The organism is Streptomyces sp. NPDC026522 (assembly GCF_055567555.1).
The window spans coordinates 36525-57826 of the sequence record NZ_JBVHQF010000001.1; the positions used below are offsets into that span (position 1 = coordinate 36525).

Genomic DNA, 21302 nt, shown 5'->3' on the forward strand with positions numbered 1-21302 from the left:
CTAATCCACCGCCGGGCGGGGGCCGCCGGGGCGCAGCCGGGCCAGCCAGCTGCGGAGGGCGTCGCGGCGGACCTGGCCGTGGTCGTCCCGGGGCAGTGCTCCGACGATCTCCAGCCGGGTCGGCAGGAACGCCTCCGCGACGCCCTGCCCGGCGAGGTGCTCGCGCAGCTCCGCCGGCCCCGGCGGCCGGTCCTGCGCGGCCGGGACCACCACCGCGCAGGGCAGCTCCCCGTGCTCCGGATCGGTGTACGCGACGACCGCGGCCTCCCGGACCCGGGGGTGCGTCAGCAGCCGCTCCTCCACCTCGGCGACCGGCACCATGAAGATGGCCCCCGTCCGTTCGCCGGCCCGGGCCACGACCTTGACCCCGCCGTGCCGCCCCGCCGTGGCCCGGTCCCCGGTGTCGAGCCGGCCGTCGTCGTGCTCCCACGTCGGACGCGGGGCCGGCGTACCGTGCGGCCAGGTGGCCAGGCAGACCGAGGGCCCGCGCACCGTCAGCGTCCCGGTCCCCGGGGCGGCCGCCAGCTCCAGGCCCGGCAGCGCGCTGACGCCGTCCCGCCCGTGCGCGACGTCCCCGGACAGGGTGCCCATGCCGAGCTCGGGCGCCCCCCACACGGACAGCACCGGTACGCCGAACACCTCCCGCAGCTCCGCGGCCAGCGGCTCCGGCGTACTGGTACGGCCGCCGGACAGCACCAGCCGCAGCCGCGGCAGCTCCCGGGGCCGCCGGCGCTGCGCGGTGAGCAGCTCCGACAGGTAGGCGGGCTCCGCGTTGACCTGGTCGACCCCGGCCGCCGCCATCAGGTCCAGGCACCGCCCCGGATCCCACAGGTCCTGGTAGACGCCGGTACCGCCGACCGCCAGTGGCCAGCAGACGGTGTAGATCAGCGAGGCCAGCGAGGTGAGCGGCAGCGTACTGAGGAAGACCTCCCGGGGCCGGCGCCCGGGCCCCCGCGGCTCGTGCTGGGTGCTGATGTTCGCGTACAGGGTGTTGGGGGAGTGCACCACCGAGGTGTAGGCGTCCCGCAGCCCCATCACGCTGATCAGCAGCGCGGGCCGGTCGGCCCGGCCCGGGCGCGGCCGGTCGTGGCGGCCCGCCCCGGTGCGCTCGTGCGCGGTGCGCCGGAAGTACTCCTCGAAGCCGATCGCGCCCGTCGCCGCGGCGTCCCCGAGCACGACCCGGTGCCGCAGCCACGGCAGCCGCGGGGCGAGGTCCGCGAGCGCCTCGGCGTGCGGGAAGCCCTCCCAGACGTCGGGCACCACGCACACCCGGGCCCGGGTGCTGTCCAGGATCCGCCGCAGCCCGTGCGCCCGTACGGTCGGCAGCACCGGCACGGCGACGGCCCCGGCCCGCAGGCAGGCCAGCGTCAGCGCGGCCGTCTCCCACCAGTTGGGCAGCTGGTAGGCCACCGGGTCGCCCGGCGCGACCCCGAGCGAGCGCAGCGCGGCGGCGAACCGGTCGACGTAGGCCGCGAGCCGCCCGTAGCCGATCGTGACCCGGCGCCGGCCGGCCGGCCGGTGGGCGCGCTCCGAGACGATCGCCGGCCGCTCCGGCGCGACGGCCGCCGTACGGTACAGGTCGTCCAGGAAGGTCTCCGGCCGCCACCAGCCGGCCGCGCGGAACCGGGCGGCGACCTCGTCGGGCGCGCTGATGTCCATGGGGCGGGCGGGGCTGGGACCGAGGCGCTCGGCGGCGCCGTACGCGGTGGAGTCGCTCATGCCCACCGGCCCACCGCCCCGGCGACCTGCACCCGCGAGGTGCAGCCGAGGCGGCGCATCACCTGGCGGACGTGGTTGACGACGGTCCACTCCGAGATGTCCAGCCGGGCCGCGATGTGCCGGTTCGTCAGGCCCTCCGCGACCAGCAGCGCCACCTGGACCTGGCGGGGGGTCAGGGACTGCGCCTCGGCGGCGGCCGAGACCACCGGGCGCCGCGAGGGGCCGGGCGCCGAAAGCGCCTCCGCCACGGCCGTCGGCGCGGTCATCCGCACCCCCTCCGCCCAGGCCACGGCGAAGTCCGTCCAGTCCAGCCGGGCACTGAGTTCCGTACGCGCCCGCTCGGCCTCCGACCGCCACTCGTCGGGCACTCGCGCCCCCGTCCGGCCGCGCAGCGCGTCCGCCGCCGCGAGCAGCCGTACGCACCGGGGCCGCTGGGCCGGCGCCGTGCGCAGCAGCAGGAGCGCGAACTCCTCCAGCAAGCCGGGCAGTTCGCTGTGCTCGCCGATCTCCCCGTACAGCCGCAGGCTCTCCCGCAGGGCCCGGTCGGCGCGCTCCGGTTCCTCGCCCTCCAGGGCCAGCGCCGCCGAGATCCGCAGCGCACCCGCCAGGCCCCGTCCGTCGCGGATCCGGCGGAACGCCTCCTCGGCCCGCTCCAGCAGCTCCAGCGTCTTGCGCCGGTCGCCGTCGGCCCGCAGGACGGCGGCGAGGGAGGCGGCGGCCGCGGCCGCGCCCCGGGTGACCCCCATCGATTCGAGCGCGCTCAGCGAGGTCACCAGGACCGCCCGGGCCCCGGGGGTGTCACCCGCCACCAGCAGGGCCGCGCCCAGGTGGGCGGAGGCGAGCGCGTTCTGCCGCCGGTCGCCCACGCCCTTGCCGACCGCGAGCGCGCGCCGGTGGCGGCGCACCGCCTCCTGGGGGTCGCCCAAGGCCAGCGCGAAGACCCCGGACATGTCGGCCAGCCGGGCCCGCAGGGCGTCCGCGAGCACCGGCCCGGCCGGTTCGGCGGCCCCGTCGCACCACTCCAGGCCCTCGCGCAGCCGCCCCTGCGCCAGCCAGGGCAGCCGGCAGCCCAGCACCATCGCCGCCACCGCCTCGGCGTCGCCCTGCTCCCGCAGCCGCCGCAGCGCGGCGAAGACGTTGTCCCCCTCCGCCGCCAACTCCCTCAGCCGAGCCGCCTGTTCCGTTCCCGCGAGGGCGGCCTGCGCGGAGCTCACCAGCAGCCGGTACCGCTCCGCGTGCGCGTCCAGGGCTGCGGCCTCGCCGCCCGACTCCACCAGCCCGGCCCTGCAGTACGAACGCACCGGCTCCGGCACCGCGAGGCGCAGCTCCCCCCGCTCCTCACCCACCACCGCCAGCACGCCCCGGTCCAGCAGCGCCTCGACGGCCGCCTCGGCCGCCACCCCGGCGGCCGGCAGCCCGAACCCCGGTTCGCAGACGCTCAGTTGCCGCAGCACCCCGAAGGCCTGCGGATCCAGGCCGCGGCAGCTCCACTCGGCGAGGGCGGCCAGCGAACGGTGCCGCTCCGGCGCCTGCGCCGGCCCGCCGGACAGCGCCGTGGTGCGCCCGCGCAGCCGGGACAGCAGCACATGGGGCGGGAACAGCCGCAGCCGGGCCGCCGCGAGTTCCACCGCGAGCGGCAGACCGCCGAGCAGCGTGCACAGCTCGGCGACGGCCCCGGTGTTCTCCAGGGTGAGCGCGAACGACGGATCCGCGTCCCGGGCGCGCCGTACGAACAGGGCGACGGACGCCACCTCGGCCAGCTCCTCGGGGTCGGCCGCGGCCCCCGGCCCGGGCACCGGAACCGGCAGCGGAGCCAGCGGCAGCAGCTGCTCCCCGTACACGCCGAGCGGCTCCGGCGCGGTGGCCAGCACCACCACCCGGGGGTCGGCCGCGAGCCCGACGGCGGCCGCGGCCGCGGCGGGGCGCGCCGCATGGTCGCAGCCGTCCAGGACGACCAGCACCCGCCCGGGCCCGTCCGGCAGCGGCCCGGCGAGCAGGGAACCCAGCAGCGCGCCCGCGCCGTCGGCGACCGCGTCCGCGGTGTCCGCCAGGTCCGCCGCGTCCACCACGGCGACCCCGGCGAACTCCGCGCCGGTCTCCCGCACGGCCTCGGCGGCCAGCACGCTCTTGCCCACGCCGGCCCGCCCGGTCAGCGTCACCAGCCGCACCCCGGGATCCCGCAACCGCTCGCGCAGCACGGCGCCTTCCAGCTCCCGGCCGACGAGTTCCGCGACCGGACCCAGCGCTACCGACATGGTTCTCCGAACGTCAGGGGCGGGCGCCCCGGCTGGGCGCGGGCCCGGTGGATGGGCGGGGCGGCCGGTCACGTACGGACCGGGGCCGGATGCAGGCGCCACAGACCCGGCCGGATCTCCACGGCGCCCCGGGCGCCCGCCACGGGGCCCCGCAGCGCCCGCAGCGAGCGTCGCGCGTACACCTCCAGCCGGTGGTCCCGCAGGGCGGCCGCCAGCTCCAGGCACTCCCCGAACCAGGCCCGGGCGGTCTCCGGTTCCTGCTGCGCCAGCGCCAGCAGCGCGCGCGCCCGGCTCGCCTCGTACCGTCCCCGGGCCCGGCCGGGCCCCGACAGGGCGGCCAGCGCCGGCTCCAGCAGAGCGGCGGCGTCACCCGCCGCCCCGGCGTCCAGCCGCAGCTCCGCGAGGCCCACCAGGGCGCGCCCGGCCTCCTCCTCGGCGCCGGCCTCCCGGGCCAGCTCCAGGGACCTGCCGTACAGTTCGCGGGCCCGCTCCAGGCGCCGGTGCTGCCAGGCGAGGTCCCCCAGCGAACGCAGCATCCGCGCCTGCGCCGCCCGGTCCGCGCACCGCACCGCGGCGTCCAGTGCCAGGCCGTAGCCGGCCTCCAGGTCCTCCCGTACCCAGCCGCCCAGCGCGTCCGTCAGCCGTACGGTCAGCTCCCACAGCCCCGCCGCGTGCGCGGCGCGCGCCAGGTGCGCGAGCCCGCGCGCCGCGGCGTCCGGCGCCCGGCCCGGCTCGGCCGCGGCGTCCGCGTACGCGCCGCCCACGCGCTCCACCGCCGCCCGGACGGCCTCCGGCGGCTCCTCCCGGGCCAGCAGCTCCGCCGCCAGCAGCCGCAGCAGTTCCGGCAGCCGGCAGCCGTCCCGCTCCGGTGCCACCAGCCGTCCGTCGGCCAGGGCCTCCAGCGCCGCGGCGGCCTCCCGCTCGCCCACACCCAGCGCGGCGGCCGCCTCCCGGCTGCCGAACCGGCCGGGCGGCAGCGCCCCCAGCAGCCGGAACGCCCGCCGCTCCGGTTCGGGGCAGGCCGCGTACGCCGCGTACAGGCGGCCCCGTACGTCGACATCGCCGGTCCGCAGTGCGTCCAGGCGTCCGCGCTCCTCCCGCAGCCGGCCCGCGAGGACGGCCACCGTCCAGTGCGGGCGGGCCGCCAACTGCGCGGCCGCCGCCCGTACGGCCAGCGGCAGCCGCCCGCACAGCTCGGCCGTCTCCGCGACGGCGTCCGGGTCCGCGTCCGCCGCACCGGGCCCGGCCCGGTCCGCGAACAGCCCCGCCAGCCGCGGGACCTGCTCGGGGCCCCACGGCCCGAGCACCACGGAGCGCAGGCCCGGCAGCCCGGCGGGCACCCGCCAGGCGGTGAGCAGCACCACGGCGCCCGGCGCGGCGGCCGGCAGCGACCGCACCTGCGCCTCCGAGGCGACGTGGTCCAGCACCAGCAACCGGCGCGGCCGGCCGTCCAACGCCCCCGGCAGCCGGTCCACCGGCCGCGGCGGCCGCCCGTCGGCGCCGGGGCGCAGGTCCAAGAAGAGCCGGCCGGCGGGGAAGGCGTCCGCCACGCGGTGCGCCGCCTCGACCGCGAGGGCCGTCTTGCCCGTGCCCGGAGGGCCCGTCACGGCGACCCAGCCGCCCTCCGGTGCGGTGCGCAACAGCCGCTCCAGCTCGGCCAGTTCGTCCGCCCGGCCGGTGAAGTACGGATCGGCCGCGGGCAGCGCCGCGGCCGCGGCCGGGGACCACCCGGCCGGGCCGGACCCGGTGGCCGCGGCCGGCTCCCGCACCTGCGGCCGGGTCAGCGCGGGATCGCCCTCCAGGATGCGCCGCTGGAACTCGCGCGAGGCCGGACCCGGCTCGATGCCCAGTTCCGCCACCAGGGTCTGCCGCAGCAGCGCGAACACCCGCAACGCCTCGGCCTGCCGCCCGCACCGGTACAGCGCCACCATCAGGTGGGTGTGGAACTCCTCGTGCATCCGGTGCTCCGCCACCAACTCCTGTAGCTCCGCCAGGACTTCCCGGTGCCGGCCCAGGTGCAGCTCCGCCCGGATCCGCTCATCCAGCGCCGTGATGCGGGCCTCGCCCAGCCGGACGGCGGCGCCGTCGAGCACCGGCCCGTGCGGGGTGTCCGACAGTACGGGCCCCCGCCACAGCGCGAGGGCCTGCCGCTGCAACTCCGCGGCGGCCGCGAAGTCGTCGGCGAGCAGCGCCTCGTGGCCGCGCCGGGTCAGTTCCTCGAAGGCCACGGCGTCGAGCGCCCGTGCCCCCACCCGCAGCAGGTAGCCGGGGCGACGGGTGACCAGCGCCGCCCCGCCGTGCTCCGGGTCCGCGCCGCGCAGCAGCTTGCGCAGGTGGGACACGTACACCTGGAGGGTCGTCGTCGCCGTGCGCGGCGGCGCGTCCGGCCAGAGCTCGTCGATGAGGGTGCCGACCGAGACCACCTCGCCGGCGCGCACCAGCAGGGTCCCGAGCACGACCCGCAACTTGGCGGCCTGCGGGGCGTGCGCGGTCCCGGTCCCGCCCCCGGCGCAGACCTCCAGCGGTCCCAGTATCCGAAAACGCATGCCGCTCAGTAGTCCTGCACCACGGAGGTGCGCGCCTCGGCCACCGCGCGGCGCCGCTGGGTCAGGGTCAGCGTGACGGGCACGGCCGGCCGGCCGTCGCCGTCGTGCCCGAGCGGACCGGCCACCGCCACGCAGCGCAGCGGCAGCTCGCGCTCCGCCTGTCCGCGGAAGTGCACCTGGAGCGCGCCGAGCGTGCTCCGGCGCGCGGTCAGCCCGTGCGCCCGGCCCGCGGCCAGCAGCGACGCCTGGCGCAGCGCCTCCAACAGGTGCAGACCGGACAGCCGGCCGTCCGTACCGGCGAAGACCGGGCTCACTCCGGTACCGAGCAGCCAGGTGCTGATCCGCCCGCGCGCGGCGTCGGCCGGCTCGCCGACGACGACGTTCTCGGCGGCGTAGCGGCCCACCTCGCGCGCGTCGGCCGGCCGCAGCGGCCCGTCCGGCGCGTCGTCGAGCTCGGGCGCGGCCCGCAGGGCCTCCCGGGAGTGCTCGACGTGCCGCCGGTAGAGCCGCGGCATGAGGAAGACCAGGCCGGCCGCCCCGGTGGCGCAGGGCCGGTCGCCGAGGGAGACCTCGATGTGGAAGTCGAGCCCGCGCGGCACCTCGGCGACCACGTTCGCCGGCCTCGCCCTGATCCGCGTCGCCATCGGCAGCGGGCCCGCGCCGGGGCCGTCGGAACGCCAGGCGGCGAGGTCCGTGAGGTTGAGGGCGAACCGGTAGAAGAGAGCCGGCCGGTCCTCGGGCACCCCGTAGTAGCGCTGCCCGACGAACGCGCCGATCTCGCCCATCGTCTCGGTCGCGATCTGCAGGTCGTGGAAGTGGGCCGGACCGTCGTTGAACAGCGGGTGGGCCACGGGAGCCGCCCCCACCAGGGTGAAGTTCTCCTCGCCCAGGCTGGGGACGTCGAGGGCGTAGTGGGCCCGGGAGGGCGGACGGTGGATCAGGTGCCGGGTACCCGCGAGCGCCCGCCCGTCGCCGGCGGGGCCGTCGACGGCGCGGGCGTCAAGGGCGCGGGCATCGAGGGTGCGGGGCGAGGCCGTGCCGTTGTCGACTGTCATGTCCCTCTCCTTCTCTGGAGCCATGCTGGAGCGCCGGTCGAAGGGGCGGCCAGGCGGTCACGGTGGCAGCAAGGTGCATGGCAGGAACTCGTGTCCCCGCCGCGGGCCGCTCCGGCTTTAGCGGGGCCCATGACGGGAAACGCACTCTGTTCGCAGCCCCGCCCCCAGGAACCCCCCCAGCCCCGGGGCGGGGCCGTTCGCCCCGCTCCACCGCGTCGGAAGGAAACCCCGATGGCCACCACAGGGCCCGAGCGAACCCGGGTCGCCCCGCCGCCCGCACCGCCGCGCACGCCGGCGGGGCCGCGGGCCGCGGCCGCCGGGGGACTGTCCGTCCGGCTCCGGCTGGGGTACGCGTCGGGATCGCTGGTCACCGGGACGTTCACCACCCTGCCCGGGCTGCTGCTGCTCCCCTACCTCACGGACACCCTGGGCGTCGGCGCCGCGCTGGCCGGCGCCGTGGTCTTCGTACCCAAGGCCTGGGACGCCTTCCTCAACCCGCTCGTCGGCCGGGCGAGCGACCGTACCCGGACCCGCTGGGGCGCCCGCCGCCCCTACGTGCTCGCCGGGGGCCTGGTGATGGCCCTGGCCTTCGCGCTCACCTTCGCGGGCCCGCTCGGGGGCACCGCCGGCGCTTGGTTCACCGCGGCCGGCTACCTGCTCACCGCCACCGCCTTCGCCTTCTTCCTGGTCCCGTACGTCGCCATGCCCGCCGAGCTCACCGACGTGCCCCGGGACCGGATGCGGCTGGCGGGCGGCCGGGTCGCCGTGATCGGGGTGGCCGCGCTGGTCACCGGAGCGGCCGGCCCCGCCCTCGTCGACGCCGGCGGCGGGGGCCTCGCGGGCCACCGCTGGGCCGGGGTGTTCGGCGGCGCGGTCATCGCGCTCGGCACCCTCTGCGTCTTCGCCGGCACGACCGGCGGCGGTGGCGGCGGACGTGCCCCGAGCGCGGGCGGCGGCGGTCCGGTGGCCCGGCCGGACGAGCCCGGCCTGCGCCGCCGGTTCGCCGCCGCCCGCGGCAACCCGGCCTTCGCCGCGCTGCTGCGGTGCGTGGTCGTCCAGTCCGTCGCCACCGGTGTCCTGCTCGCGGGCGCCCCCTACTTCGCCGGGCACGTCCTGCACGACTCCACCGGCGTCGGCGCCCTGATCGCGGCGTTCGTCGCGCCGAACCTGCTGACCGTGCCGCTGTGGTCACGGCTGCGCGGCCGCCGCGGACACACGCTCGCCTCCGCGCTCTTCGCCACCGGATGCCTGCTCTTCCTCGCGGCCCCCGCCCTGCCCGAGGGGGCGGTGCTCCTCACCATGGCGCTGGCCGGCACCGGCCACGCGGGCCAGCTCCTGTTCCTCTACGCCATGCTGCCCGACTGCGTGGCCCCGGAGCCGGATGACCCCGCAGCCCGTCAGGCAGGCGTGCTGTCCGGCCTGTTCAGCACCGGCGAGGGCCTCGGCGTCGCCGTCGGCCCGCTCCTCTACGGACTGGTCCTCCAGCTCTCCGGCTACGTCTCCTCCGGCACCGGCCACGCCGCCCCGCAGACCGCCACCGCCGGACTGGGCATGCTCGCCGGCTTCGCCGTCCTCCCGGCCGCGGCCACGGCGCTGGCCGTCCTCCTGCTCCGCGGCCACGACCGCCACGTCCCGCGCCCCTACTGACCCCTCAACAGGGCCGTCGCCCGGACACGGGTATGCCCCGCCCCCGCATCGCTGGATGATGGGCAGGTCGGGGCTCGTGGGCATCGGGGGATGGCTTTCGTGACGTACACACACGACTGGGACACGGCCCAGGTCGGGTTCGGCCCGCACGCGCGGACCCTGGTCGAGGAGACCCTCGCGCCGGGAGCCGTGCCCGCCCTGCGGACCGTGACCAGGACGTACGTGGTCGATCCGCCGTTCTTCGGCAACGGCGACATCGGCCGCGTCGCCGTGTGCGGAGCCGTCAACGAACTGGCCGCCACCGGAACCGAACCCCGGCACATCGCCCTCGCCCTCGTGCTGGAGGCCGGCCTGCCCATGGACCTCGTCCGCCGCCTGACCGCCTCCGTACGCGCCGCCGCCGCCGAGGCCGGGGTCACCATCGCCGCCGTCGACACCCAGGTGGTCCGCGCGGGCGAAGCCGACCGGGTCTTCGTCACCGCCACCGCCTTCGGCGCCCCCGCCGGGCCGCCCCTGGGCGTCGCCCTGATCCGGCCCGGCGACCGCATCCTGGTGACCGGACCGCTGGGCAGCCACGCCGCGCACCTCGTCTCGCTGCGCGACGGCCTCGGGTACGAACACCACGTGCCGAGCGACTGCGCGCCCCTGGCCGGCCTGCTGCGGGCGGCGCAGCCCGGGATCCGGCACGCACGGCCGGTGACCGCGGGCGGCCTGGCGGAGGTGCTGCGCCGGACCGCCGCCGGGCGCGGACTGACCCTGCGGGTGGAAGAGGCCGCGCTGCCCGTGCGGTACGAGGCGCGCGTCGCCCTCGCCGCCCGGGGGCTGGCCGCGCTGGACGCCGCCTGCGCCGGCTGCCTGTGCCTGTTCGTCCCGCCCGGGCGCACCGGACCGGTCCTGGCGGCCCTGCGCGCCCACCCGTACGGCGGGCGGGCCGCGGTGGTCGGCGAGGTCACCGCCGACCCGATGGGGGAGGTCGAGTACGTGACCCCGGAGGGCGCCGTCCGCTCCCACCCGGTCGCGCCCGGCCCGCTCCCGGAGCGGCTCCTCTGAGGCCCGGACGGCCGGCCCGGGGCCGGTGACCTGCGGCGCCCGCCGCCGGGCCAGCGTGCACGGCGCCACGGACGTACGGTGAAAACCGAGCCGCTGCCCCGACGGGCCCCGGTGGCGGGTCCGGCCCGCCGCCCCTCGGCCGCGTTCCCGCGGCCCCGCTCCCGAGCCGTATCCGGCCGCCCCATTCGTTTTGCATGGAGGCACGACATGAGCACCGCCAAGGCGTACGCCGCCACCTCCGCCACCGCACCGCTCGCCCCGGCCACCGTCGAACGGCGCGACGTCGGGCCGCACGACGTCCTGATCGACATCAAGTACTGCGGCATCTGCCACTCCGACATCCACCACGTGCGCGGCGAGTGGGGCCCCGTGACCTATCCCGTCGCCCCCGGACACGAGATCACCGGGGTGGTGGCCGAGACCGGTCCGGACGTCACCAGGCACGCCGTCGGTGACCGGGTCGGGGTCGGCTGCATGGTCAACTCCTGCCGCGAGTGCCCTCCGTGCCGCTCGGGGGAGGAGCAGTACTGCCTGAACGGGACCGTCTTCACCTACGGCTCGGTCGACCGGGACGGCACCAACACCAACGGCGGCTACACCACCCACATCGTCGTCAACGAGGACTTCGTCCTCGCCGTCCCCGAGGGGCTCGCGCTCGACGAGGCCGCCCCCCTGATGTGCGCCGGCATCACCACCTACTCGCCGCTCAAGCGCTGGGGCGCCGGCCACGGCAAGAAGGTGGCCGTCGTCGGCCTCGGCGGGCTCGGCCACATGGGCGTCAAGCTCGCCCACGCCATGGGCGCCGAGGTCACCGTGCTGTCCCAGTCCCTCAAGAAGCAGGCCGACGGGCTGCGCCTGGGCGCCGACGACTACTACGCCACCAGCGACCCGGGCACGTTCGAACACCTCGCGGGCTCCTTCGACGTCATCCTGAACACGGTGAGCGCCCGGCTCGACCTGGACGCCTACCTCTCGCTGCTCGCCCTCGGCGGCGCCATGGTCAACGTCGGGGCCCCGCCGGAGCCGCTGGCCGTCAACGCCTTCTCCGTGATGTCGCGGCGCCGCTCCTTCGCCGGCTCGATGATCGGCGGCATCCCCGAGACCCAGGAGATGCTGAACTTCTGTGCCGGGCACGGGGTCGGCGCGGAGATCGAACCGATCCCGGCCGAGAAGATCAACGAGGCGTACGAGCGAGTCCTCGGCTCCGACGTCCGCTACCGCTTCGTGATCGACATCGCGACACTCGGCTGAACCTGCCGGGCCGGCACGGGGTACGGGGGCACGGGATAGCGGCGGCCCCCGGTCAGCCGGCCGGGGCCCCGTGCTCCGCGGGGGCCCAGTGCACCCGCCCCGCGTGGATGAGCCGCAGCTGGCGCAAGGCGGTGCGGGTGACGGCGTCCCATTCGCCGTCGTCCATGGCCGCCGCCAGGAACGCGGAGGCCGTCATCACCATGTGGTCGACGTACAGCCGGGCCAGCATCAGCAGGTCCTCGCGGCTCCAGCCGGCACCGAGCGGGTCGGACCCGAGGCTTTCGGCCACTTCGCCCGCGAACGCGTCGAGCTGGGCCGTCACCGCCTCCCGGACCCGGCGCACGCCCCCGTGCCGCTCCCGGACGATGAAGCGGATGTGCGCGGGGTAGGCGCGTACCAGGGCGGCCATCAACTCCACCGCGGTGGCGATGCGTTCCTCGGCGTCGCCCGAGGTGGCGAGCGTGGAGCGGACCGTGGCGTGCAGGTTCTCCAGCGCCTCGTCCACCAGTGCGATGCCGAGGTCCTCGATGTCGCGGAAGTGCCGGTAGAAGGCGGTCGGTGCCACGCCCGCCGCGCGGGCCACCTCGCGCAGGCCGAGGCTGCCCAGGCTCTGTTCCTCCAGGAGGGCCAGGGCGGCGTCGAGCAGGGCGCGGCGGGTCTTGAGGCGTTGGAGCTGTCGGGCTCCGGCGGTCTGACTCATGACGGAAAGTTAACCCCCGCGCCACACGGGACCGCATGAGCACTATTAGACTGGGTAGTCAGTGAACAACTGTCACCTATTTCCGGAGGGAGCACGATGCTCTTCCTCGTAGCGGCCCTGATGCTGATGGGGGTCCTCCTGGGGACCGTGGCCCACGTATCGGCCCCCGTCTCGCTCGCCGCGACGGCCGCCATCGCCTGCTGGCTGCTGGTCTTCGCGATCCGCGAACGCTCCGGCCGCCACCACCGCCGGTCCCACCGACAGGAAGGTTCGTCATGAGCACCCGAAGTACCGTCGACCGCGTCCTCGGCCCCGACCGCACGCTGACCGCCGACCGTCCCGCCGCTGCTTCCGCCCCGCCCCCGGCCCGCGCCCGCGGCCGCGAGGCCGACGGCATGGCCGTCGCCTCCTTCCTGCTCGGCCTGGTCGGCCTGCTCGCGATGAACCTCCTCCTCGGCCCGGCCTCGATGGTCCTCGCCGTACTCGCCCTGCGCCGTGGCACGAGCCGTCCCGGCCGCGCCCGCCTCGGGTTCGCGCTCGGAGTCGCCGACCTCGTCGTCCTCGCGTGCCTGGTCGGCGCCGACCACACCTGGTCGTGGAGCGTCGGCTGACCGCGAAACGGCGCGCCCGACCCGGCCGGCCCCCGAGCCCCGGCCGCCCGCGGTAGAACCGTCGTGCGGTTCGCCGGTGATCGTCCTATCGTGAGAAGCGGGGAGGACCCGGGCAGTCCACGGCCGGCCCTGGGCCGGCGGGAAGCGGGCTTCGATGGTCAAGCGGATGAAAATGCCAGGTTTGGTCGCTGAACTGTCGGCCGAATTCGCGGGCACCATGATCCTCATCCTCTTCGGGTGCGGCGTGGTGGCCCAGGTGGTGGCCGGCGGAGGTCTTACGGATCCCCCCGGCGGCCTCGGCAACCACGACAGCATCGCCTGGGCCTGGGGCCTGGGCGTCACCCTCGGTGTCTACGTCGCGGCACGGCTCAGCGGCGCGCACCTCAACCCCGCCGTGACCGTGGCGCTCGCCGCGTTCAAGGGGTTCCCCTGGAGCAGGGTCGCGCCCTACGCGCTCGCGCAGACGGCGGGCGCCTTCGTGGCCGCCCTGCTGGTGCGCTGGAACTACAGCGAGGCGCTCTCGACGATCGACCCCACGCACACGAAGACGCAGGGCGTCTTCTCCACCCTCCCCGCCAACGGCAATCCGAATCTGCCGGTGACCGAATGGGGGGCGCTCCGGGACCAGATCATCGGCACCGCGATCCTGCTGTTCCTGATCCTGGCCATCACGGACCTGCTGGGCACGCCTCCCGGCGCCAACCTGGCCCCGTTCATCATCGGCCTGGTCGTCGTGGCGATCGGCATGGCCTGGGGCACCGACGCGGGTTACGCGATCAACCCGGCCCGCGACTTCGGCCCCCGTCTGGCCAGCTTCATCACGGGCTACAGCCATGCGTGGCGAGATCAGTACGGCAACTTCTACTTCTGGGTCCCGATCATCGGTCCGTTCATCGGCGGACTCGTCGGAGCGGCCCTGTACAAGTTCTTCGTCGGCAGGTTCCTGCCGACCGCCGAGCCGGAGCCTCCCGGACGCGTGCCGGCCCCCGAGGGACCGGAGGCGTGACCACGGCTGCCCGAGGCAGCGAGCAGGCCATCCCACAGGAGAGGCGGCACCCCCATGGCGGACTTCGTCGGCGCGGTGGACCAGGGAACCACCAGCACCCGTTTCATGATCTTCGACCACGCCGGTAACGAAGTGGCGAAGCACCAGCTGGAACACGCCCAGATCCTCCCGCGTTCGGGATGGGTCGAACACGACCCCGTGGAGATCTGGGAACGGACCAACTCGGTGATCCAGAACGCCCTGCGGCACGGGAACCTGTCCCCGGCCGACCTCGCGGCGATCGGCATCACCAACCAGCGCGAGACCACCGTGGTCTGGGACCCCCGCAACGGCCGTCCCTACTACAACGCCATCGTCTGGCAGGACACCCGGACCGACTCCATCGCCGCGGCCCTCGACCGCTCCGGCCAGGGCGACACCATCCGCCGCAAGGCGGGGCTGCCGCCGGCCACGTACTTCTCCGGCGGCAAGATCCAGTGGATCCTGGAGAACGTCGACGGCGTGCGCGAGGCGGCCGAGGCGGGCAACGCCCTCTTCGGCAACACGGACTGCTGGGTCCTGTGGAACCTCACCGGGGGCCCGGACGGCGGAATCCACGCGACCGACGTCACCAACGCCAGCCGCACGATGCTGATGAACCTCGAAACCCTGGACTGGGACGAGGAACTGCTCGGATTCTTCGGCGTCCCCCGGGCCATGCTCCCCAAGATCAACCCGTCCTCCCACCGGGAGGCCTACGGGGAGACCCGTACCTCCCGCCCGCTGCGCGCCGCGATCCCCATCACCGGGGTCCTCGGCGACCAGCAGGCGGCGACCGTCGGACAGGTCTGCTACGCGCCCGGCGAGGCCAAGAACACCTACGGCACCGGCAACTTCCTGGTGCTCAACACCGGTACCGAGCTGGTCCGCTCGCAGCACGGTCTGCTGACCACGGTGGCCTACCAGTTCGGCGACAGCCCCGCGATCTACGCCCTGGAGGGCTCGATCGCCGTCACCGGCTCCGCCGTGCAGTGGCTGCGCGACCAGATGAAGATCATCAAGGACGCCGCCGAGAGCGAGCGGCTGGCCCGGACCGTCGAGGACAACGGCGGCATGTACTTCGTACCGGCCTTCTCGGGCCTGTTCGCCCCGTACTGGCGTTCCGACGCCCGCGGCGCGATCGTCGGCCTGGCCCGGTACAACGACAGCGGCCACCTGGCCCGGGCGACCCTCGAAGCCATCTGCTACCAGAGCCGCGACGTGGTCGAGGCCATGGAACAGGACTCCGGGGTCCACCTCGACGTGCTCAAGGTCGACGGCGGCGTCACCGCCAACGACCTGTGCATGCAGATCCAGGCCGACGTCCTCGGCGTCCCCGTCAGCCGCCCGGTGGTCGCCGAGACGACCGCCCTCGGCGCCGCCTACGCGGCCGGACTGGCCACCGGCTTCTGGGCCGACACCGACGAATTGCGCACCCACTGGCAGGAGTCCAAGCGCTGGGAGCCCCAGTGGTCCGAGGACCGGCGCCAGGAAGGGTACGCGGGCTGGAAGAAGGCGGTGGAACGCACCCTCGACTGGACGACGGTCGAGTAACCCCGGCCGCCGACACGGCGCCGCGCCCGGCTCGAAGCCGGGCGCGGCGCCGTGTCCGGTTCAGCCGACGGTGACGACCATCTTGCCGAGCGCCGCACCGGCCTCCATGACCCGGTGCGCCTCGACGATCTCCTCGAAGCCGAAGACCCGCTTGGGCCGGGCCCGCAGGACTCCGGCCGCGGCCTTGGCGTAGATCTCCTCCAGCGGCACGTCGGAGAGCGGGAACGCGGCGGTGCCCAGGACGAAGGCGCTGCCGAAGAAGCTCAGTCGCACCCCGCTGGGGAGGTCGGCGATCGGGTCGAAGTCGCGTACCGGCCCGAACCCGCCGAGGAAGCCGAGTTGGCACACCCGGCCACGGGGCCGGACCAGGGCGAGGGAGTCGCGCAGGACGCTGTTGCCGACGACGTCGAACACCGCATCGACGCCGAGCCCCCGTTCGCGGACCGGCGCGGCGAGCGCGCCGTCGTCGATGAGTACGTCGTCCGCGCCGAGCTCCTTCAACAGCCCGGCGTGCGCCGGGTTGCGGGTCGTGGCCAGCACGGTCGCCCCGTGGTCCACGGCGAGGCCGACGGCGGCCTGGCCGAGCGCGGAGGTCGCCCCCCGCACCAGGACCGTCTCGCCCGGCCGCAGGTCCAGATTGCCGAACAGGCCGCTCCAGGCGGTCGCGTAGACCTCGGGCACCGCGGCCAGTTCGGCCCAGCCCAGCGTCGAGCGCACCGCCACCACGTTGGTCGCGGGTACGGTCACCAGCTCCGCGTAGCTGCCGTTGCGGGTCCGGCCCATGCCGCCGAGGATCGCGACCGCCCGGGTACCGGTGGCCAGCCGGCCGGAGGGGTCGTGCTCGACCACGCCGGCGCACTCGATCCCGGGGACGGCCGCCACTTCGCCCCACGCCCCGCTGCGCATGTACGCCTCGGCGTGGTTGAGGCCGAACGCCTTGACGCGGATCAGTACTTCGCCGTCGGCGGGGACCGGGTCGGGGAGTTCGGTGGGGGTGAGGACCTCGGGGCCGCCGTGGGCGGAGATGACGATGGCCTTCATGTGCGGGTTCCGTTCTTGAGTAGTCATTCAAGTATGAGTGCCGGAAAAGGGCCACCGCACGGGTGGCCCGAGGAGTTCCCGCCGTCAGGCGAGGGCGGCGAAGGCGTTGTCGACGATCGCCCGCAGGAGCGTTTCGTCGGGGTTCGCCTTGCCGACGACCATCAGCCCCTGGCAGGTCGCGACGAGCAGCTTGGCGCTGCCGACGGGATCCAGGCAGGCGCGTACCTGACCCCGGCGCGCCGCGTTCCCGAGGGCGTGGGTCATGCACCGTTCGAGCCGGGCCAGGTGGCCCCGTACGGCAGCTGCCGCCTCGTCGTCCTCGGCGGCCCGCTCGATCGCGGTGTTGACGAGCAGGCAGCCCTGTCGGCCCTCGGGGCTGAGCAGGTCCTGTACGAGCCCGTCGAAGTAGCCCCGGATCTCGGCCACCGAGGCGTCCGGCTCCTCCAGCTCGCCGAGCTTCTGGGGGACGACCAGCTGGGAGTAGCGCTCCAGCGATTTCAGGAACAAGGTGTGTTTGCCGCCCGGGAAGGCGCCGTAGAGACTGCCCGGCTTCACCCCGGTCGCCTTCACCAGGTCCTCGATGGAGGTCGCCCGGTACCCGCGCTCCCAGAACCGCAGCATGGCCTGGTCCAGTACGGCTTCGGGTTCGAACTCGCGGGGTCGGGGCATGGATCGAACAATACATGAGCGACCATTCAAGAACCACCCCCGCGGGCTGCGGGGGTGGTCCGTCCGTCTCACGCCTTCGTCCTTGCTCCTTCGCCGTTACTCCTTCGCCCTTACGACACCGCGGGGACGTGCTGGGTGATGCAGTGGACGCCGCCCCCGCCCCAGGCCAGGGTGCGGGCCGGGATGCCGACGACCTCCCGGCCGGGGAAGAGCTCGGCGTACCGGCACAGCGCGGCGGCGTCGTCCGGTTCCTGCGCCGTGGGGACGACGACGCTGCCGCTGGTCAGGTAGTAGTTCGTGTAGCTGAAGGTGTCCACGAGCGCCCCGTTCACCTGGAAGTGGGGCTGCTGGTGGAGTTCCTCGATCAGGAAACGCCGGCCGCGGGCGTCGGTGGCGGCCTGGAGCACGGCCCGGTTGGCCTCCATGCGCGCGTGGTTGGGGCTGGCGGTGTCCGGCTGGGTGTGCAGCAGGACCCTCGCCGGGCCGAGGTAGGCGGCGACCAGGTCGACGTGCCCGTTGGTGATCAGGTCGTTGTCCAGCCCGTACGGCAGCCAGACCACCTTGCTCGCCCCGTACGCGGCGAGCAGCGCGGCCTCGATCTGCGCGCGGGTCAGCCCGGGGTTGCGGTTCGGGTTGAGCAGGCATTCCTCGGTGGTGATGAGGGTGCCCTGGCCGTCGGTGATGACGGAGCCGCCCTCCAGTACGAGGTCCACCGGCTTGCGCGGTACGGAGAGGTAGGAGCAGACGCCGACCGGCAGCAGGTCGTCCTTGTCGTACGGGTACTTGTTGCCCCAGCCGTTGAAGCGGAAGTCCAATCCCGTGCGCTGGGTGCGGGCCGCGTCCAGCGCGAAGATCGGCCCGGTGTCCCGGGCCCAGCAGTCGTTGACCGGGTACTCGACGACGGTGACGGAGGATCCGCACTGGCGGCGGGCATCGGCGACCGTACCGGGTTCGGCGAACATCAGGACGGTCTCGAAGCGCGCGATGCTCTTGGCGACGGCGGCCACCTCGGCCTGCACCTGGGGGAGCAGCCCGCCCCACCCGTCCGTGCGGTCCCAGGGCCAGGCCATGACGCAGCCGGAGTGCCTCTCCCACTCGGCGGGGACGGTGAGCGTGCCGTCGGCGGGCAGGGCCGAGGCCGTTCCGGTGCCGAGGGAGGCGAGGAAGCCGGTCGCGGCGGCGGTCAGCGCGGTCGTACAGAACGTGCGGCGGGTGGTGCGGGGCAGGTCCATGACGGGGTCCCTCCGGGAGGTCGGTGTGCGGGTGGGCGGGGCGGCGCCGACGGCTCGGCGCCGCCCCCGTATCAGGGGCAGCCTCAGGGGAGTTCGGCGGCGACCGCCGGCTCCTCGGGGAGCGGCGGCGCGCAGGCCTCCGTACCGTCGCCGCGCAGCCGGTGGTGCGGGCGGCGCACGGCCAGGTAGACCAGGCCCGTGCCGAGCACGGCGCCGGTGCCGAGCAGGGCGGCCCACACCTGGTACCAGGGGGCGTCCGGCGGTGCGAGGACCGTGCGCGGCCAGCAGACGTTCACCACCTCGAAGGCCGTCCAGGCCACGGCGAGGACGTTGAGGAAGGTGCCCTTGGCGCCCAGCCGGATGTGGCCGGCGGGCACCCAGGTCCCGCGCAGCCGGGCGATGAGCGCGGCGAGGGAGACGAGGAAGAAGGGCAGGTACGTGGCGGCGGTGCCGAAGGAGATGAGGCTGCCGATGGCGGTGGCGTTGAGCCCGAGGGCGAGGGCGCTGCCGCTGATGAGGGTGGAGGCGACCAGGCCGCCGATGGGGGCCTTGCGCCCGTTGACCTTGCGCACGTGCCGGGAGAACGGGAAGACCCCGTCGCGGGCGAGCGAGAACAGGCCGCGGGCCGCCCCGCCCTGGGAGGCCATCGCGCAGGCCAGGAACCCGACCAGGACCACCACCACGAACGGCTTGTCCGACCAGCCGCCGAAGGCGTGCACCACGGCCGTCGTGACGGGGTCGACGTCCTGGCCGGCCACCACCGCCTCCGGGTGCGGGTGGGCCAGCGCCACGGCCATCGCGTTGAGGATGACGACGGCGCCGACGCTCAGCAGCGCCCACCACATGGCGCGCGGCACCTGGCGGCCGGCGTCCTTGGTCTCCTCCGCGGTCGACACGCAGGCGTCGAAGCCGATGAACGCCCAGCCGGCCACGGCCACGGCCGCGAGGAAGCCGGCGACGGTGGAACCGCCGGACAGCGCCTCGGCGCCGAGCGTCTCGGTGAACAGCGGGAAGCCGTGCTCGCGGAAGAAGAGCAGCAGGATCAGGCCGACCAGTACGGAGGCGACCGCTTCCGCGGCGATCCCGAGGGATACGAACCAGCGCAGGATGGTGATCCCGTAGGCGTTGACCAGCATGCAGGCGAGCAGGATGGCGACGGCCACCGCGACCAGTCCGCCGGGCGTCGGCACGGCCCCGAAGAGCGCGTACACCCAGGGCGCCGCGAGGTACGCCACCGTGGTGTTGCCGAACATGACGGCGAACTGCCAGACCCAGCCGCCCAGCCAGCCGAAGGCCGGGCCGAGCAGCCGCCTGCCCCACTGGTACGGGCCGCCCGCCAGCGGCCACTGCGAGGTCAGCTCCGCGTAGACGTTGACGACCAGGCACTGGCCGACGAGCACCAGCGGCAGCGCCCACACCCACATCGGGCCGGCCACCGTGGTCCCCACCATGGAGACGGCGTACAGGGCCACGACGGGGGACACCACCGCGAACCCCATCGAGACGTTCCCGAGGACACCCAGGCTGCGCCGCAGCTCCTGGCGGTAGCCGAGCGCGTGCAGCCGCGCGGCGTCGGAATCGGGGTTCGACGTGTCGTTCATGATCACCTCACCGGGCGCGCGGGCAGCCGAGAGCGGCGCCGGCGCGCTAAATCTAACCGCGTTAGGAAAACGAGGTGGCGTGAATGTAGCGGTGCTCCCAACGGCTTGTGAAGCGTTCCCGGCAGGTAACCTGCAACCCGAGACGAGGGAGCCCGCGATGGCACGGCCGAGCCAGAACCTCCTCAGCCGCGCGCTCATCGCCCGCGCGGCTCTGGACCTGCTGGACGAACAGGGCGTCGAAGCCCTGAAGATGCGTACGATCGCCGACCGGCTCGGGGTGCGCGGCGCTTCCCTGTACCACCACGTGGCGTCCAAGGAAGACCTGCTCGACGCGGTCGCGGAGCTGATCAACGACGAGATCGACCTCGGCCCGCTGACCGACCCGGGCGGCGCGGCCGGCATCGCCGCGTACGCCCACGGCTACCGCGGCGTCTACCTCCGCTACCCGCACATGATCCCGCTGGTCGCCCGCCGCCGGGTCGCCTCCGACAAGGCCCTGCGCGGCTACGACGCCCTGCTCGGCGCGCTGACCCGGGCCGGCTGCGCACCGGCCGAGGCCGCCGAGGCCGCCGCCGCCATCGACAACCTCGTACTCGGCTCCGCCCTGGAGACCTTCACGGCCGGCTTCGTCCTCCCCCCGGAGCGGTACGACCCCCGCTACCCGGCCCTGGCCGCCGCCCTCGCCGCCTCGGCCGCCCACCCCGACGGCCTCCCCACCCTGGACACCCGCGGCTTCACCCTCGGCATCCACCTCATCCTCCGCGGCCTGCCCCTGCACCGCCCCGGCTGACCGGGCCGCCTCGGGGTCCTCGCGCCCAAGGCGTCCGCTCAGTACGTGGGGCAGAGGGTACGTCTGGACCGCGTCGCGGATCCCGGCGGCCCCGGCCGGTCCGAATCCGCCTGCCCGCCCTCGGGGAAGCGACCGCCTTGTCGGGCCCGGTGCCGACGACGCCCGGGTCGGCGGGGCCGAGAACGGCCGCGTCGGCCCGCCCGGCTCGGTGCGATCTCGGCGGCGGGAGTGCTCGGTGCTGCCGCGGCCGGTGCCTTCGCCGAGGGCCCGGCGGCAACGAGTACGGCTGTAGCGGTGCGGTGGCAATGGCCGTATGCCCGATCAAGTGCCCTCGCGTGAAAGCTAGTTGCATGCTCCCTCCCGGGCGGCGACCGGAAGGCCGTCCCTGCCCGCCGACTCCCGTGCCCCTGCCCCCGCGTCATCACCGCCCTCGCTGCCCAGCGTGCGCCCGGAGCAGCGTCCCCGAGCCTGCCGGCCCGCGGAACCCACGAGGAGATCTTCTTGAAGTCGTCACCCTCACACCGCTGACCTGCGGAAATCGCCTGAAGAGTCGCCCT

General features: G+C 75.1%; 17 protein-coding genes. 8 read left to right on the forward strand and 9 right to left on the reverse strand.

The window, feature by feature from the left end:
* The 4 genes from ACZ4M3_RS00120 to ACZ4M3_RS00135 form a co-directional block, all read right to left on the reverse strand.
* Entirely contained in the window at nt 1-1719 is a 1719-nt protein-coding gene (locus ACZ4M3_RS00120) for an AMP-binding protein (protein WP_467728697.1), read from the reverse strand.
* Nucleotides 1716-3974, reverse strand: a complete 2259-nt coding sequence (locus ACZ4M3_RS00125) for an ATP-binding protein (protein ID WP_467728699.1) — start codon at nt 3972-3974, stop codon at nt 1716-1718. Before ACZ4M3_RS00125 ends, ACZ4M3_RS00120 begins: the two co-directional genes overlap by 4 nt.
* 68 nt (nt 3975-4042) lie before the next feature.
* Nucleotides 4043-6520 carry an AfsR/SARP family transcriptional regulator gene (locus tag ACZ4M3_RS00130; RefSeq protein WP_467728701.1) on the reverse strand — a complete coding sequence of 826 codons (2478 nt, stop codon included), beginning with the start codon at nt 6518-6520 and terminating at the stop codon, nt 4043-4045.
* A gap of 5 nt (nt 6521-6525) precedes the next feature.
* The gene (locus ACZ4M3_RS00135) at nt 6526-7575 is read right to left on the reverse strand and encodes an AfsA-related hotdog domain-containing protein (RefSeq protein ID WP_467728703.1); all 1050 of its coding nucleotides are present in this window, start codon (nt 7573-7575) and stop codon (nt 6526-6528) included.
* 231 nt (nt 7576-7806) lie between these two features.
* Here ACZ4M3_RS00135 and ACZ4M3_RS00140 point away from each other — a divergent pair, with 231 nt between their 5' ends.
* The 3 genes from ACZ4M3_RS00140 to ACZ4M3_RS00150 all read left to right on the forward strand — a co-directional run bounded on the left by ACZ4M3_RS00140 (nt 7807) and on the right by ACZ4M3_RS00150 (nt 11523).
* Nucleotides 7807-9222 (forward strand): MFS transporter, encoded by a 1416-nt coding sequence (locus tag ACZ4M3_RS00140; protein WP_467728705.1) that lies wholly within the window; start codon nt 7807-7809, stop codon nt 9220-9222.
* A gap of 90 nt (nt 9223-9312) precedes the next feature.
* The gene (locus tag ACZ4M3_RS00145) at nt 9313-10272 is read left to right on the forward strand and encodes an AIR synthase-related protein (protein ID WP_467728707.1); all 960 of its coding nucleotides are present in this window, start codon (nt 9313-9315) and stop codon (nt 10270-10272) included.
* A gap of 207 nt (nt 10273-10479) precedes the next feature.
* Nucleotides 10480-11523, forward strand: coding sequence for an NAD(P)-dependent alcohol dehydrogenase (locus ACZ4M3_RS00150; protein ID WP_467728709.1), 1044 nt, complete (start codon nt 10480-10482; stop codon nt 11521-11523).
* 52 nt (nt 11524-11575) lie between these two features.
* On the opposite strand, the gene ACZ4M3_RS00155 is transcribed toward ACZ4M3_RS00150, so the two are convergent.
* Nucleotides 11576-12223: a TetR family transcriptional regulator gene (locus ACZ4M3_RS00155; protein WP_467728711.1), complete on the reverse strand. Its 648-nt coding sequence runs from the start codon at nt 12221-12223 to the stop codon at nt 11576-11578.
* A 96-nt stretch (nt 12224-12319) separates the two neighbouring features.
* Between ACZ4M3_RS00155 and ACZ4M3_RS00160 the strand changes: the two genes are divergently transcribed.
* The 4 genes from ACZ4M3_RS00160 (at nt 12320) to glpK (ending at nt 15412) form a co-directional block, all read left to right on the forward strand.
* A complete protein-coding gene (locus ACZ4M3_RS00160) occupies nt 12320-12502 on the forward strand; it encodes a hypothetical protein (protein WP_467728713.1) in 183 nt (60 codons plus the stop codon).
* Nucleotides 12499-12834, forward strand: coding sequence for a hypothetical protein (locus ACZ4M3_RS00165; RefSeq protein ID WP_467728714.1), 336 nt, complete (start codon nt 12499-12501; stop codon nt 12832-12834). The genes ACZ4M3_RS00160 and ACZ4M3_RS00165 overlap by 4 nt, the downstream gene beginning before the upstream one ends.
* 154 nt (nt 12835-12988) lie before the next feature.
* Nucleotides 12989-13840 (forward strand): MIP/aquaporin family protein, encoded by an 852-nt coding sequence (locus ACZ4M3_RS00170; RefSeq protein WP_467728716.1) that lies wholly within the window; start codon nt 12989-12991, stop codon nt 13838-13840.
* Between the two features lie 54 nt (nt 13841-13894).
* Nucleotides 13895-15412: a glycerol kinase GlpK gene (glpK, locus tag ACZ4M3_RS00175; protein WP_467728717.1), complete on the forward strand. Its 1518-nt coding sequence runs from the start codon at nt 13895-13897 to the stop codon at nt 15410-15412.
* 60 nt (nt 15413-15472) lie between these two features.
* Here glpK and ACZ4M3_RS00180 read toward each other — a convergent pair whose 3' ends face one another.
* The 4 genes from ACZ4M3_RS00180 to ACZ4M3_RS00195 all read right to left on the reverse strand — a co-directional run bounded on the left by ACZ4M3_RS00180 (nt 15473) and on the right by ACZ4M3_RS00195 (nt 19955).
* Complete coding sequence (locus ACZ4M3_RS00180; protein WP_467728719.1) at nt 15473-16480, reverse strand: zinc-binding dehydrogenase; 1008 nt, start codon at nt 16478-16480, stop codon at nt 15473-15475.
* A 57-nt stretch (nt 16481-16537) separates the two neighbouring features.
* The gene (locus ACZ4M3_RS00185) at nt 16538-17122 is read right to left on the reverse strand and encodes a TetR/AcrR family transcriptional regulator (RefSeq protein WP_467728721.1); all 585 of its coding nucleotides are present in this window, start codon (nt 17120-17122) and stop codon (nt 16538-16540) included.
* 110 nt (nt 17123-17232) lie between these two features.
* Entirely contained in the window at nt 17233-18354 is a 1122-nt protein-coding gene (locus tag ACZ4M3_RS00190) for an agmatine deiminase family protein (RefSeq protein WP_467728723.1), read from the reverse strand.
* Between the two features lie 83 nt (nt 18355-18437).
* Nucleotides 18438-19955: an APC family permease gene (locus ACZ4M3_RS00195; protein ID WP_467728725.1), complete on the reverse strand. Its 1518-nt coding sequence runs from the start codon at nt 19953-19955 to the stop codon at nt 18438-18440.
* A gap of 157 nt (nt 19956-20112) precedes the next feature.
* On the opposite strand from ACZ4M3_RS00195, the gene ACZ4M3_RS00200 reads away from it, so the two are divergent.
* Entirely contained in the window at nt 20113-20745 is a 633-nt protein-coding gene (locus tag ACZ4M3_RS00200) for a TetR/AcrR family transcriptional regulator (RefSeq protein WP_467728726.1), read from the forward strand.
* Nucleotides 20746-21302 lie beyond the last annotated feature (557 nt).

What these genes read in the sequence shown, in the direction of transcription:
- ACZ4M3_RS00120 (WP_467728697.1), bottom strand. Translation starts at nt 1,719, where the DNA reads ATGAGCGACTCCACCGCGTACGGCGCCGCCGAGCGCCTCGGTCCCAGC.
- ACZ4M3_RS00125 (WP_467728699.1), bottom strand. Translation starts at nt 3,974, where the DNA reads ATGTCGGTAGCGCTGGGTCCGGTCGCGGAACTCGTCGGCCGGGAGCTG.
- ACZ4M3_RS00130 (WP_467728701.1), bottom strand. Translation starts at nt 6,520, where the DNA reads ATGCGTTTTCGGATACTGGGACCGCTGGAGGTCTGCGCCGGGGGCGGG.
- ACZ4M3_RS00135 (WP_467728703.1), bottom strand. Translation starts at nt 7,575, where the DNA reads ATGACAGTCGACAACGGCACGGCCTCGCCCCGCACCCTCGATGCCCGC.
- ACZ4M3_RS00140 (WP_467728705.1), top strand. Translation starts at nt 7,807, where the DNA reads ATGGCCACCACAGGGCCCGAGCGAACCCGGGTCGCCCCGCCGCCCGCA.
- ACZ4M3_RS00145 (WP_467728707.1), top strand. Translation starts at nt 9,313, where the DNA reads ATGGCTTTCGTGACGTACACACACGACTGGGACACGGCCCAGGTCGGG.
- ACZ4M3_RS00150 (WP_467728709.1), top strand. Translation starts at nt 10,480, where the DNA reads ATGAGCACCGCCAAGGCGTACGCCGCCACCTCCGCCACCGCACCGCTC.
- ACZ4M3_RS00155 (WP_467728711.1), bottom strand. Translation starts at nt 12,223, where the DNA reads ATGAGTCAGACCGCCGGAGCCCGACAGCTCCAACGCCTCAAGACCCGC.
- ACZ4M3_RS00160 (WP_467728713.1), top strand. Translation starts at nt 12,320, where the DNA reads ATGCTCTTCCTCGTAGCGGCCCTGATGCTGATGGGGGTCCTCCTGGGG.
- ACZ4M3_RS00165 (WP_467728714.1), top strand. Translation starts at nt 12,499, where the DNA reads ATGAGCACCCGAAGTACCGTCGACCGCGTCCTCGGCCCCGACCGCACG.
- ACZ4M3_RS00170 (WP_467728716.1), top strand. Translation starts at nt 12,989, where the DNA reads ATGGTCAAGCGGATGAAAATGCCAGGTTTGGTCGCTGAACTGTCGGCC.
- glpK (WP_467728717.1), top strand. Translation starts at nt 13,895, where the DNA reads ATGGCGGACTTCGTCGGCGCGGTGGACCAGGGAACCACCAGCACCCGT.
- ACZ4M3_RS00180 (WP_467728719.1), bottom strand. Translation starts at nt 16,480, where the DNA reads ATGACTACTCAAGAACGGAACCCGCACATGAAGGCCATCGTCATCTCC.
- ACZ4M3_RS00185 (WP_467728721.1), bottom strand. Translation starts at nt 17,122, where the DNA reads ATGCCCCGACCCCGCGAGTTCGAACCCGAAGCCGTACTGGACCAGGCC.
- ACZ4M3_RS00190 (WP_467728723.1), bottom strand. Translation starts at nt 18,354, where the DNA reads ATGGACCTGCCCCGCACCACCCGCCGCACGTTCTGTACGACCGCGCTG.
- ACZ4M3_RS00195 (WP_467728725.1), bottom strand. Translation starts at nt 19,955, where the DNA reads ATGAACGACACGTCGAACCCCGATTCCGACGCCGCGCGGCTGCACGCG.
- ACZ4M3_RS00200 (WP_467728726.1), top strand. Translation starts at nt 20,113, where the DNA reads ATGGCACGGCCGAGCCAGAACCTCCTCAGCCGCGCGCTCATCGCCCGC.